Below are 13,865 nucleotides of genomic sequence, written 5' to 3' on the forward strand. Positions count from 1 at the left end.
ATCCGAACGAACCTCTGGTGGGCAATGCTCGCCGTCCCTTGGTCTAATTGCACTTTTGGTGTTTATAAAGTGTGGCTACTTCAGCTCCGGTCAGAGCTTTATTCCAGACGACGACTTCATCCATACTTCCGGTGAGGGAGTTGGAATTGGGATTTGATCCTGTGGAAGCAGGTTTACCGAATAAAATAAACGGGTAGCCGGAATCTAAATTGAAGCCGCCGGTACCATTGGCTCCTGTAGCGTAACCTCCATAGGAGGCTTGGTTGGTGCAAGTTCCTGTCAACCGGGGATCTGAACCTGTGTGAACCACTTCAGTGCCGTCCAAATAGTATTTGAGGCCTGTGTAGTTTGAAGTTCCATCCCAAGTCACCACGAGGTGATGCCAGGTTTTTGAAGCCCAATATGTTGAAGACAGAGGGCATGACTGACGTTCCATATTTGATGAACTGTGAACTTTACGAAAATCCAGTGAGCCGTCAGTGCGAAAAACGAAGAAGTAACCTCGCGATGAATTGTCATCGCTTTTGTAAAACAAACGCTGATTGTTTCCGGACGGGAACGCCATATTTACCCACATACTCACCGTGAGTGCCGGAAGGTCGGCAAGGTCTGTGGTGTTTGTTGTTTTGATGACGTCATTGGCGTTTCCATTGCCTGTGATCATTTGTTTTAAAGTCGTTATGGACGAGTTCGCGTAACTTAAATTCGATCCAGCCATTGTCGCAGTTAATGTGGGCCCGCCGGTGAAACCAGTGGGAAGAACCGAAGAGTTGGCCACTGCGCCGACGGTCCCATCCAGGTGCCAGATGGCAGCTACGGAATTATTTTGCGGTATCCACGCAGATCGATAAGCGGCGACACATCGACCACCGCCCGTGCCAGAATCCTGCATGGCTCCGGTTTGCAAACCCATTTGAGCCTGGGCTGCGATCGGTAAAAGAGTCAGCAGTAGCCACTTACTCATTATTGATACCCTGTAGCCCAAGTGATGACGCAATCAAAGTTACCACCATTTGCGATAGTCAGGATGTTATAAGTCGACCAAGTGCTCGCAACTGTCGGACCGTTCGGTGGCAGGAATTTTGAAGTATTACACCCCGTGAACGTATAGGTACGTGATGTTGCATCCTGAATAACCAGAGTATAGTTACCACCATTTTGCATATTAGAAAGTGTGATGGCCGTGCCGCCGACAGAGGCCAACGTATGCACGTTGCTCTTGGAAAGATCGACTGCAGCCGCAGCAACGGTGTTCGTCGTCGAAACAACGGCCGCCGTGGTGGTAATCACGCCAGTAGTATAAGAGATACCCATGCGCTCATCACCATTTGTCTGGAAGCTTAAGTGACCATCACTGTTAACGACTTGAATGCTGCCGGATTTTGATTGGTCAGCGGTTCTCATTTGCAGGGCAGGGCCTGCTCCCGCTGGTGTTCCAAAATAAACGTAACCGCGGTGTGTGTTTGTTCCGTCATGGACTTTGGCCATCAAAACCCCGCGCCCTGTGGCGCCGTTATAGTCAAAGCCACCAATACGTAAATTACCATCAGTGCTGATTGTGGATGTGGTATAGGTTCCAGCGGTGCCGCCGTTTACTTCAAATGGATAAGTTGGGTTTGTCTCGCCGACACCAATTTTACCATTGGACAAGATAGTCATGCGGGCAGAGTTATTAGTTCCAATTGTCAAAGAGTTCGCATCAGTCGTACCTACAGTCGCAGCGGCACCGAATGCATTACCGCCGTTAACAAACACGCCGGATGCGCCCGTAGTTGGCAAATCTGTTGAAGCAATCGTTCTGAATGAAGTTGCGCCGTCAGCTCCAGTTGGGGCTGCCAGGAATGTTTTCTGTGTTTGTGTTCCGAAGCTGGATGCGGTCACTGTCGGAGCGGCACAATCCCAACCGGTTACTGTCCATGTCGGAACATGGCCAACAGTCGAACAAGTTGCATTATAGAATTTGCCAGTGGAATCTTTCATCACGATTCCAGAAGTGACTGCGAGAACTCCAGTAAAGTCCATATCTGTCGCGATAATAGTTCCATTGGAAATCTTATCTGAAGTAATAGCACCGGTCGCCACCGTCGGATTCGGGTAAGTACCGGTCAGGTCTCCACCCGCAGTCGCACCACTTTGCATTGCGCCCGTGATACGAGAGTCATTACCTGCAGCAAAAGTGGTTGCTGTTGTGCCTTGCAAACTTGCGATGGTAATATCCGTTGGAGCAGCAGCAGAGCCGGTGTTATTACCTTTCAAGGTATTTGCTGCCATGTTCGCCATTTTTGCATTGGTCACGGCACTGTTTGCGATGGTAGCTGCAACTGAGCCTGTACCACTGGCTGTTACATCACCAGTTAAGGCGCTGATCGTACCGCCGCCAGCGGCGATGTTCGTACCATTCACTTTGAAATTGCCCGTAATATTTACGTCACCAACAACATCAAGCGTATAGCCGGGAGTCGGAGTGCCGATACCCACTCGGCCTTGGTCGTCCAATCGCATGCGCTCGTCCAAGGACGTTGTATTTCTTGTGACGGTAGAGAACATGAGAGCGGAGCCGTGAGCAGTGTTCGAGTAATTTTGAGTTGCGACTGCCCGCATTTGCGCGCCCAAACCAATACCCCAGGCAGCATTCTTACCACCCCAGAAGTTGAACTCACCCAGAGCATCGTTGTTTTGTACCGGCGTAGGACCTGAGGTTGTATCGCCACGGGAATTGATGACCGCAAATTGCGGAGCGCCACCTGTACCAGCAGTTCCCATATAGTTGGAAACTCTGAATTGAGGATAGCGATCCGCAGTAGATCCGGAATTGGTAACGCTGATGCCCGTGTCAGCATCAGTTTGACGAATATCCAGGTTGTACTCCGGATTATTCGAGCCGATTCCCACATAGCCGGACGAGTTGATACGCATTCTTTCTGCGGAATTTACTCGGAAAGACATGTATTGGTTTGCCGGAGTTGCGGCATCCACTTGGTATCTAATGGATCCTTGTTGCGCACTTGATGTATTACCGAAGTAGATCGTCGCTGGCTGAGCATTCATGGTGTACATATTAATACCTACACCACCAACAGCTTCTCTGTCGAAAGAAGCAACGGATTCAGTTGAAGGAGCATTGGATGATCCAGAGTCACCTTTTACCGCCAACACACCATTTCTGATATGAGCTTTATAGGCAGGTGCTCCACCGATCCCGACATTACCTGCAGTATCAACAGTGATACGATCAGTGCCGTTGGTTCGGATCGCCAATTGATAAGAGTCGTTTGTCCCGATTGTGGCAGTTTGTCCGAAGGAATTACCACCGTTGATAAAGGCTCCATTGGATCCTGTTACTGAAACTGTTTCACCGACCACACTCCATGCTGCTCCGGAGTCGGAATAGATTTTCTTCGTGTCAGTCGCGACATAAAGACGTCCTGAAACTCCTGCAGAAGGCAGACTTGAAAACAAACCTGAGCCAATGCTTGGAGCCCCACCGTCATTTCGAACTGCATTCGTAATGCCATAGCCAGAAATTGTTGTTGGTTTTCCAGTCACGATTTTTGACCAATCAAGATCTGGAATGTCTGTATCTGCCAAGGAAGCAGTACCCGAAGTCACACGACCTTGGGCGTCCGTGGTCACTTTAAAGTAAGTACCCGCCGTTCCTGTGTTCTTCAACGTCAGCGCGCCCGTATTGGCAATCGTTGCGTCACCACTCATTGTGACAGCCGTTGCAGCATTGGATCCGTTACCAATCCACATTGTGCCATTATTCAATGTTGGCAAAACTGCAGTTGGAGCAGCACAAGACCAGCCTGTGACAGACCAAGTGGCCACGTGACCGGAAGTTCCACAACCAAAATTTGCAAATTTGCCGGTGGAATCCTTGATAACCAGGTTTGCGGTGCCTGCATTGACACCAGTAAAATCCATATCCGCGCCAACAATTGTGCCGTCAGCGATTTTAGAACTGTTCACTGCATCAGCAGCAATTGTTGCAGCTGCGGAGCCAGGACCAGAAGCTGTGACATCACCAGTAAGTGCTGTCACATAGTTGCCCGCTGCTTGCTTCGCAGCGAATGAATCGTAATCAGTCTTGCTTAATAGACCTGCTGTAACCCCGGCATCAGCAGCCATTGGGATTTGCAGAGTGTGAGCATTCGAAGCCGAAGACCAGGCTGGAGCTGTTCCCGTGTTTGTAACCGGAGTTGCGAAAGTTTGTGTTGAACCGTTTTGACCATTCAACGAAGTCAAACCCGCACCAGAAACACCCAGTGCTGTCGCCGCAGAACCATTCCAGTATTTAACCTGATTGGTATCAGCGTTATACCATGTGCGACCTTCATCAGATGCAGTCAAACCGGCCACCAATGTTGCTTCAGTCGCATTTGTGTAGTTACCAAGGCCCAAAGCACCCGTCATTGAGTCGCCAGCTTTGTTTACAGGAGTGTACGTCAATGCCGCAGTGATATCCCCAGCTGCCAGATTTGCACCCGTCGTGATACGACCTTTTGCATCGATTGTCACTTTGGTATATGTGCCAGCTGTTGCAACAGTCGCAAGAGTCAGAGCTCCTGCATTTGAAATAGTAGCGTCTCCGCTCATAACAACTGGAGTTGCGACGTTGGAACCATTACCAAGCCAAATGTAACCGTCATTCAATGTGATGACGAAGTTCGTAGGGTCCTGACAGACAAAACCGGAAGCAGTCCACATCGGAACATGGCCCGCCGTTGAACAAGTGGAGTTTATGAATTTGCCGGAAGCATCTTTCATCACGATGCCGGTTGTGGCACCGTTGACTCCCGTGAAATCCATGTTCGAACCAATGATAGTGCCAGCAGCGATTTTTGAAGAGGTGATTGCGCCCGCAGCAACTGTTGGATTCGGATATGTACCAGTCAGATCACCACCAGCAGTGGCACCGGATTGAAGTGCGCCCGTAATACGCGAGTCATTACCAGCAGCAAACTGATTGGCCCCTGTACCTTGAAGCGACGCAATTGTTACGTCACTTGGTGCCGCAGCAGATCCAGTGTTATTGCCCTTCAAAGTATAGGAAGGCATGTTAGCCATTTTAGCATTGGTCACAGCGCTATTTGCGATTGTAGTCGCCGTGGAGCCTGGGCCAGTCCCAGTCACATCACCAGTCAATGCAGTGATCGCAGCACCTGTGGAACCAACCGCTATAGCAGCAGAGCCGTTCCAGTATTTGAGTTCATTGGATGTGGAGTTGTACCAGATTTTACCGGCATCAGCGCCAACTAAGCTTGGATCTGATGAGTTGTTGGAGACATGCAGACTGCGGTTTGCCGCCATCGTCATGTAACCGATATTTGTGATGTTGTTGTTGGCCATATCGATGGCGCCAGCCATCGTACCGCCAGCCAACGGAAGTTTTGATGCGTCCGTAGTTGATGGAGCCTGACATCCCCAGCCCACCACAGTCCAAGTTGCAACATGACCCACTGTCGAGCAGGCAAACTCTGCAAATTTTCCGGTCGCATCTTTGATAACGATATTTGAAGTTGCGACATTCGTTCCGGTGAAATCCATGTCGGCTGAAGTGACTGTACCATTGGCGATTTTTGCACCAGTGATGGCATCATTTGCCACAGTCGGATTTGGATATGTGCCACTTAGGTCACCACCCGCAGAGCCGCCCGGTGCAATTCCAGAAATCGTCGTCGGCGTAACTGCAGTGATGCGACCATGAGCATCGACGGCAACAACCGGTACTTGTGTCGCAGAACCATAAGTTCCTGCAGTCACACCAGAGTTACCAAGAGAAACGGTGACAGTTCCAGAAGTACCACCACCAGTAAGTCCACTTCCAGCAGTTACGCCAGTGATTGACCCAGTGGATGTTGGTACGCAGGCAAACGCCGTTCCCGTCCAACGAAGTGCTTCGTTGGCATTGCAAATTAACAGTGCATCCTTTAGTAGGAAGTCGTTGATGCCTTTGTCTGCAAGTGTTTGTGCACTGTAAGATGTCATCGCAAAAGGAACTGAACGGATCGTATTTGATGGAGTGATTTCCTGCCAGCCCGTTGCATCCTGAAAAGAAACTTTAAGGAGGCGCTCTGAAGTTGAAGTGGCATTCCAAGTGCCGCCCCCATGACATGCATGGGAAATACCATTAATGAAAGAATCAGAAAGTTTGTTGGCTCCGCCTACCGCGTATATAACTGTGCCGTCGCCAATTGCGATATCGAAAATACCGTTGGAGTTTTGCATGTTCACATGTTGGCGTTCTTCATAATACAAAACGCATGTGCCATCAGTGGAAGTGATTTGAAAACGGAATGTAACATCGTTGTAGTTTAAAGGATTTCCCAGTGAATCAACGATGCGCCCTTGATAGGTGAGTTTTTGCGGGGAGGCGAGCGCAGTGAACACTAAAGTAATCACCCCCCAAAACAATCCTACTGCTAAGATTTTTTTACCGATTTGCATGGTACGTCCCTGTTAAAAACTCGTTAAAAAAACGTTCTGGGGTACTTATCGGTATGTGAATTCAATTAGTTAAGGTTTGTTACTTGAATGAAATCAAAAAATGGTTCGTATTTTCAAGAATGGCATTCTGGAACTGTGGGATGGATTTAATAAGATTTGGTGAAAAAAAAAGAAGCCCTTGGGAAACGTCTCGACCAAGGGCTGTATCAAAATGAAATGCAATTATTTGCGAGTAGCCTTCTTAGTAGCCTTACGAACTGTTTTTTTAGTCGTTTTGGCAGGGCGTTTTGCAGCAGTTTTTTTAGCTGTTTTTGCGGCACCTTTTTTTGCAGTCATTGTTTTTTTGAACAACGCTTTTTCCAGTTTTGCCTTTTGCACGATCGCTTTTTTCTTGGCTACCTGGATGTTTTTTTCCAGCGCATCAGCGGATTTTTTAATTTTGCTGATTGTGCTGCTGACTTCTTTTTCCAGCTTTTCTTCAGAAGCAGAAAGAACTTTTACGATCTCCTGATACTTCTGCCAAGCTTGCTCGACCTTTTGTTCTTTGGTTTTGTCGAATTTGCCTTTAAGGTCACCTTCGCGCTTTTTGATTTCTTCACTCAAAGTCTGGAAGTTTTCAAGAAGGCTTTGTACGTTCTTGTTCTTTGAAAGATTGTTCAACATTTTTTGGAAAGTTGCAGATGACATGATCGTCTCCTTTCAAGAGCTCGGAAATCACTTTACACCCGTGACTCCCGAATTAAAAGTCTCTAACTGTTATTTTGACGTAAAACTGAAAGTATCCATCCAAACTTCACGATTGATAGAAAACCGGCCTGGGAACTTTTCAAGAGCTTTTTCTCTAAGTTCCATGGCTTTTTCAGAAATATAGGTTTTGATGTGTTCTTCGTCCTTAACTTTGTAGATTACACGCAGTTCTTTGGCAGAAGACTCCATAGCGCCACCTTTGCGAAGGCAAAGATCCGCACTGATAAAGCCCGGTACATTTAGCATTTCTGCAATGTGTTCATTTTTCAACCATTCAACGTACCCATCATAAGCTTCCCATTGAACTGTTGTTTGTACGATATAAGTAACCATCTAAAATCTCCTAAAGAGTAAATTTAAAATCTTTGATTAATAAGCCCGGCAATTTTTTGCCACCCCACGCACGGGAGTTGTAGGTGTCGATAGTGGGATCAATATCCTGGAAGTTTGTCACTGCCAGCAAGTTTTCACCCAAAGCTTCATACAGGCTTTCATCCCAGCGCATATCAGCGATCGGCGCCACGATCTCGCCATTTTCCACCCAGAAGCACGCATAACGAGTCATGCCTGTAATACGTGCCGTAGGACGGTCTGACCAGTTCAAATAGTGCAGATTGGAAAGATAAACACCGGTGCCCAGTTCCTTCAGAATGTTTTCTTTGGCCAAAGTGCCCGGCATGATTTCCAAAGCGCGGGGACCTTCACTTGGGCCTGCTAAGTTTCCGTCTACGCCGTACTCTTTCGCAGTTCCGGAAGAGATCAGGAATGTTTTCAGTTGGCCTTGATTGATCAAATCCACTTTTTCAGCAGACACTTCACCCAGCGAGTTAAACGGCGGAGTTAAGCCTGTCGAAAAATTCTCGCGCATTGAAAACAACGGAGAGAGGGACTTTTCATTATCCGCCAGTTTTTGCAGTGGGCTGCTACCTTGCTTGTAAGCGCTGTAGCTCATAGCGCCCCAAGAGAACATGGAAGCCATCTCGGCTACTGCTCCCGGAGCCAAATAGACTTTGTAAGGGCCCGGCGGCAAAACTTTTTTAGGGCGATCCATTAGTTTCAGCTGATTTTTATTTTGCGCCAAATTCGCAGCGTACTCGTCCTGATTCCAAGTCGTACCGGCGTAGATGCCTTTGACGGCTTTCTCACCCATGTACAAGGAGTAATCGATAAAGAATGAGTCAGTTGCGAAGAAGTGATTCTGCCCCGCAGAGTTGCGATTGGCAGATACGCGAGGTCCTGCGCAGTAAAGACCCGCAAGGTCGCTGCCAGCTGCAGGGCTGATCAACTTTTCAAACATCTCTTCGTGAGTCAGAAGACTGCCTTTGATGTAGTTGCTGCTGGTGCCGTTGTTGCGCATGGGAACTTGCTTTGGATCTTCAGGCAAAAGACCGCACTCTGTGCGGGCCATCTCAAGAATTTCCAAAGCGCGTGCGGTGTCTGATGCCGACTCGCCCGTAATATCGAAAGTGATTTTCGAGGTGCGAGTGTTTTTTTGAAATTGCATGCTGATCGTACGTTGTTCAACGTGTGTGTTTTGGCGAACCTTGTTGTTATTGATACGAATAAAGACCGAGTCTTCCGCGTTCAAATTTAGGTTTGCCTCTTCGCCAGATTGAAGTTTGGCGAAAACGGTATCAGCAATCGAGTTGAATGTTTTTTGCGTGGATTCGATGAAGTTCATATTACGCCCCAAACACTTCCATACCGCCGAACAGGCAGTATGGTGTTGTGTGACCCACACGGATCACTTGATTCGGTTCACCCTTGCCGCAGAAAGGGGAGCCGTAAGTCTCGCGGTTTTCACTGACTGCTTTTAGTGAGTTCCAGAACTTCACAGTGGTGCCGCGGTAGTTTGGATTTTTCAAAGTTTTAGTCAGTTTGCCGTTTTCAATCAATTGCGCGTATTCGCAACCGAACTGGAATTTATTGCGGTAGTCATCGATCGACCAGGATTTGTTTGCGTGCATGAAAACACCGCGCTCCACTGATGCGATCATTTCAGAAAGCTTGGATGTGCCCGGCTCAAGATTAATATTCGCCATGCGATCAATCGGGGCGCGATTCCAACTGGAAGAGCGAGAGTTCGCAACACCTGGCAAGCCCAAACGAGCTTGAGACTCCAAAGAGCCCAGGCCGCGCAACAGAACGCCATCTTTGATCAGGAATTCTTTCGTGGCTTTGCTGCCGGCATCGTCAAAGGCATAAGACGCCATTGCATCCGGAATTGTTGGATCGAAAGTCACGTTCATCAATTTTGAACCGTATTGAAGTTTGCCAAAGTCGTCAGGTTTTACGAAGCTCCAGCCGGCATAGTTTCTTTCGTCACCCAGGATGCGATCGTATTCCAGGGGATGACCGATGGATTCATGAACCTGCAAAGTCATTTGATCCGGGGCAATCAGCAAATCCAAAGTTTCAGAAGGGCAGTTTTCAGCGGAAAGCAATTCCACCGCTTCTTGGCCGATAACTTTTGCACGCTCCAAAATAGAAGCACGATCAAAAACCTCAGCGCCGATTTGGTTACAACGGGCAAGACCGCCGTTTTCAGAACGCTGTTGAACTTCGCCAGCATCCATTGCCGTGGCATTGAAGTCTGTGCTGACGATTGAAAACTTTTGGTGAACGTCAGAACCATGAGTACTGACCACAGAGAATTCGGAATCGATAATCATTGCCATCGCAATGCGGTTGATAACTTTATCAGAAACTTTCATGGAGCGTGTCGCATCGATGAAAAGGTCGGTTATTTCTTTGGCAGAGTAGGAATCCATTGGGCGAACCACTGGCGAAGAATATTTGCCCTGGGCCACGGGTCTTTGCAAAACAGAAAAGTCATGGACCTTGAAGGAAGAAGCCTGACGAGCCATCAATTTTGCTTTTTCAAATGCACGCTTAACGCCGTCAGAAGTCAGATCACTGGTTCCAGCGTAGCCAAAGTGTCCGTTTACCAGAACCTCAACCATCAAACCATTTTCAAAAGTGATATCACTGCCTTCAAATTGTTCATTGCGGATCACGCGCCAAGTGGTCTTTTCAGAAACCAAACGAAGTTGAGCCCAATCAACGGAGCCTTTTAAGTTATTTAGCGCCTTGTGCAAATCAAGCATTATCGCCCCTTTTTCCTGAGTAGAATTCGCTACTTCCAATAGCGGAAGAGAGCGAAAAACTCAATCTTTTAGGGCCCGAGAAAGCAGATTAGAACCTCAGCTGGCTTTTAGGGGTTTTGGTGCTCGCAAAATATTCAAAGTCTCGCCGTTTTTGGTCTCTGGTGCATCGTGACTCCGGATTTGCCTTCGGCCATGGGGTCCAGAACTGTGTTTTGCGAAACAAATTTCAATATGTCTTCACACAAACTTCAAATCTCGGTGTCAAACTGACCAAATATGATTGGCAAGGAGTTTGCTTTACTCAATGGGTATCAGATGCCCGGAGCCAATTAGGGTGAGGGGAGAAGGGAGAAACCATGAGAATTCTTTTAGCGTTCGCAACAACTTTGCTTTTGACGATGATGGCCAGCTGGGCACCGGCGGCGGTGATGGCTGAAAAATCAAACTGCGCCTTGAGCAGCGAAGGAATTTATCAGGGTTTCTGGGTTAAACACCGGATCACGGCAGGGGACGAAGTCCTTTATGGAGCTGACAACCTTGAAGCCATCACTTCTGAGCTTGGCAGCCTTCGTTCTCAGGGTCTTTGCCAGTAGGTGACGCACTCTTGCTACCCAAAGTAAGGCCGTACCTTTAATCTGCAAAGACTTTGGATAGAAATACTTTTTTAAACCAACATTGGAAGTCTTATCCCGCGATGCCCGCTGATGCGAAGGCGGCGGGAAGAATTTATCGAATTGAACGGGAAGAGGATGGTCTTGAGATCACCTTGATTCGCGATCAGGAAGAACAAATCATTTCTTTTGAAAAAGCGCCTCCGCAATCAGAGTTTTTGATTGAAGGGGATATCGTTGCGATTGTTTCTGCGACGGAAGTGATTCTGTTGGCGCCTAATAAATCAGCTTTGCCAAAGCGCACTTATAACAAAGACATTTTGGAAAAATGGAATCGGTACGTGGAAGAGGTTCGTCACTTTTTCCGCCGTAAAGGATTCATCGAAGTGAAAACTCCTTCGTTGGTGGTCTGTCCTGGAACAGAGCCGGCACTGGATGTTTTTGCGACCGAACTTAAAGTCGGCTCCCGTAAAGAGAAACTCTATTTGCCAACAAGTCCGGAACTTCATTTAAAAAAGACCCTGGCTTTGGGGGCAGAAAAGATATTTGAAATTGCTCCGTGTTTCAGAAACGGTGAGGTGACTGAACGTCATCAGCCGGAGTTTTCGATGCTGGAGTGGTACCGTGCTTACGACAATCTGGTCACCATCAAGCAAGATGTGATTGATCTGGTTCAGCACCTGGTGAAGGTGTTGAAATTCCAACCTCCTCGGCAGATTTTAAGTTATTCGGTGGCAGAGCTGTTCAAAATCCATTGCGGTTTTGATCTGACTCCGGAAACCACCAAAGCTGAACTTAAAGACCTAGCTCACAAATTAAATGTCGATGTACATAGTGCAGAAAGCATCGACGATTTTTTCTTCCTGATTTTCATGGCTAAAATTGAATCCCAACTGCATGGCGAGGACCTGATCTTTGTCGAAAAGTATCCTCCATACCAGGCTGCTTTGGCTCGTTTGACTTCGGATGGTTGGGGAGATCGCTTTGAGGCGTATTGGCAGGGACTAGAACTTTGCAATGCGTTTCATGAACTCAATGATCCAACGGTACAGCGCCAACGATCCGAGGAAGATCTGCAAAAAAAACTGGAATCCCACAAAGAAATGATCCCCTTGGATCAGGAGTTCTTTGCGTGTTTGGATGCGGGTTTACCACCAAGTGGTGGTATTGCTTTAGGTGTCGAACGCCTTTTCATGGCTTTGCACGGAATCAGAAAAATTTCGGAAATAACTGTGTTTCCAAAATAGATTTCGGGAATAAAAAAAGGGACCTTCTGGTCCCTTTTCTTTACTTGGCAGAGTGAAAACTACTCTTTGCCGCCGTTGATGTCTTCTTTTAGTTCTTTGCCCACTTTGAAGAATGGCAATTTCTTTTCATCAACATTGATGATTTCGCCAGTGCGAGGATTGCGACCTTTATAGGCACCATATTGGCGATTTACGAATGAACCAAAACCACGAATTTCGATACGGTCATCACGCATCAACGCCTCAACCATTGAGTCGAAGATTGTATTCACCACGGTCTCTGCTTTTACGCGAGTGATGCCTGCTTTTTCAGAGATCAAATTAATCAAATCCGCTTTAGTCATCGTCCAGATCCTCTAGAACATAAAGTATTGATAACACTCCCGATTATACAGAGTGTGTGGGGGCTGACTACCACTTTTCAATGATTTAACTCATTGCTTCTTATACATTCCGGTGTTGAGAAGGATTTTACGGTAGGCATCAATGACGGACTGGACCATTTTGCCGGTATCGAACAGATCTGTGACGCGCTGACGCGCTCTTTCGCCGATTTCGTCCGCAGGCATGGTGCCCGAAAAGATCTCCACCAGCAGGTTTGCGATGGAATCGACGTCCGCCGGGCGAAGTAAGAACCCATCTCGGCCATCTTCGATAATATTGGCAATGGGGGAAACTTCGGAACCCATAACCACTTTTTTCTGAGCCATGGCTTCCAGGGTGGAAGGTTCAAAACCGGTACTGCGTGAACCCATATTGATGAAAACGTCGCCCAAAACAATGTAATCCTCAAGTTCCGCCGCTGGAATCGCACCGGCCAGAATCACTCGATTGCCCAGGGCTAAATTTAAAACCTGGTATTCAATGTCTTTAAATTTCGGACCGTTTCCAACCACGATCAGGTAGCTGTTGGGTTTTTTGATCGCGACTTTTTCAAAGGCTTGAAGCAAAGGAATCATCTCCGCGGTATCGGTCATGTCATTGATGGTGACCGCGACGTGCGAGTTTTCCGGGAGGTTTAACTTTGCCCGTAGCTCCAGAGATTTTTCCTTGGGGGTCAAATCCCCCAAATCAATACCATAAGGAACCGTGTAAGTGTGATAGTCAGGGTACAGATAGTATCTTTCGAGAATGATCTTTTGCTGAGGATTGGTTACGAAAATCCCATCCGCTGTGGAAAGAAGCTGACGATCCCCACCATAATAAGTCGTTAAAAACTTATAAGCTGTCGCGAAGCCCGTGGTCAAAATGCTTGGCAGAGTTTCCTGTTTCATCGCAAGGATCGCAAACAACTGCGACATTTGAGTCGCTTCCACGTCATAGGCCATTGCGATTTTCAGATCGTCTTTACGATTGCCAATGCGATAGCCTGATTTGTCGATGCTATGAACGATATGAAAGGGAGTCTCGCGATGAAGCTGCATGAACTTTTGGCGCACGGCCATTTGAAAGCGCAAATGTGCCAGATTTTTTTCGCCTTCATTCAGATAAAAGACGCGAACGCCATCCCGGGTGATTTCTGGTTTTTTCAACGGAGAGTTCGCAGAAATAACCGTGACCTTATGTCCCTCGCGCGCAAGACCACGAGCGATGGGCCATAGGAATCCATGATCAGTTGCCCGACTTAAAATCGGAAAGCGATGTGAGGTCAGGCAAATGTTAAGGGTTTCTGGCAAAGCAGATTTTTTTGCGAACATGAATTTAGG

At 47.5% G+C, this 13,865-nt stretch carries 10 protein-coding genes; 2 read left to right on the plus strand and 8 right to left on the minus strand.

Annotation, left to right across the window (positions count from 1 at the left end):
• Positions 1–43: 43 nt before the first annotated feature.
• The 6 genes from AAAA73_RS00105 to AAAA73_RS00130 form a co-directional block, all read right to left on the minus strand.
• Positions 44–964, minus strand: coding sequence for a LamG domain-containing protein (locus AAAA73_RS00105; RefSeq protein ID WP_340596101.1), 921 nt, complete (start codon positions 962–964; stop codon positions 44–46).
• Positions 964–6,402 (minus strand): beta strand repeat-containing protein, encoded by a 5,439-nt coding sequence (locus tag AAAA73_RS00110; RefSeq protein WP_340596102.1) that lies wholly within the window; start codon positions 6,400–6,402, stop codon positions 964–966. Before AAAA73_RS00110 ends, AAAA73_RS00105 begins: the two co-directional genes overlap by 1 nt.
• Positions 6,403–6,669: 267 nt before the next feature.
• A complete protein-coding gene (locus AAAA73_RS00115) occupies positions 6,670–7,134 on the minus strand; it encodes an actin-binding protein (RefSeq protein WP_340596103.1) in 465 nt (154 codons plus the stop codon).
• Between the two features lie 69 nt (positions 7,135–7,203).
• Positions 7,204–7,527 carry a DUF4286 family protein gene (locus tag AAAA73_RS00120; RefSeq protein WP_340596104.1) on the minus strand — a complete coding sequence of 108 codons (324 nt, stop codon included), beginning with the start codon at positions 7,525–7,527 and terminating at the stop codon, positions 7,204–7,206.
• Positions 7,528–7,537: 10 nt separating this feature from the next.
• Positions 7,538–8,875, minus strand: coding sequence for a TldD/PmbA family protein (locus AAAA73_RS00125; RefSeq protein ID WP_340596105.1), 1,338 nt, complete (start codon positions 8,873–8,875; stop codon positions 7,538–7,540).
• Between the two features lies 1 nt (position 8,876).
• A complete protein-coding gene (locus AAAA73_RS00130; RefSeq protein WP_340596106.1) occupies positions 8,877–10,301 on the minus strand; it encodes a TldD/PmbA family protein in 1,425 nt (474 codons plus the stop codon).
• A 356-nt stretch (positions 10,302–10,657) separates the two neighbouring features.
• Between AAAA73_RS00130 and AAAA73_RS00135 the strand changes: the two genes are divergently transcribed.
• A complete protein-coding gene (locus tag AAAA73_RS00135; protein ID WP_340596107.1) occupies positions 10,658–10,894 on the plus strand; it encodes a hypothetical protein in 237 nt (78 codons plus the stop codon).
• Positions 10,895–10,947: 53 nt separating this feature from the next.
• A complete protein-coding gene (gene epmA, locus AAAA73_RS00140; protein ID WP_340596108.1) occupies positions 10,948–12,159 on the plus strand; it encodes an EF-P lysine aminoacylase EpmA in 1,212 nt (403 codons plus the stop codon).
• 59 nt (positions 12,160–12,218) lie between these two features.
• Here the strand turns inward: epmA and AAAA73_RS00145 are convergent, their stop codons facing one another.
• Together AAAA73_RS00145 and AAAA73_RS00150 are read right to left on the minus strand one after the other, a co-directional pair.
• Positions 12,219–12,503, minus strand: coding sequence for an HU family DNA-binding protein (locus AAAA73_RS00145; protein ID WP_340596109.1), 285 nt, complete (start codon positions 12,501–12,503; stop codon positions 12,219–12,221).
• Between the two features lie 90 nt (positions 12,504–12,593).
• Complete coding sequence (locus AAAA73_RS00150; protein ID WP_340596111.1) at positions 12,594–13,856, minus strand: glycosyltransferase family 4 protein; 1,263 nt, start codon at positions 13,854–13,856, stop codon at positions 12,594–12,596.
• Between the last annotated feature and the right edge of the window lie 9 nt (positions 13,857–13,865).

The organism is Bdellovibrio sp. GT3, from assembly GCF_037996765.1.
Classification (GTDB): domain Bacteria; phylum Bdellovibrionota; class Bdellovibrionia; order Bdellovibrionales; family Bdellovibrionaceae; genus Bdellovibrio.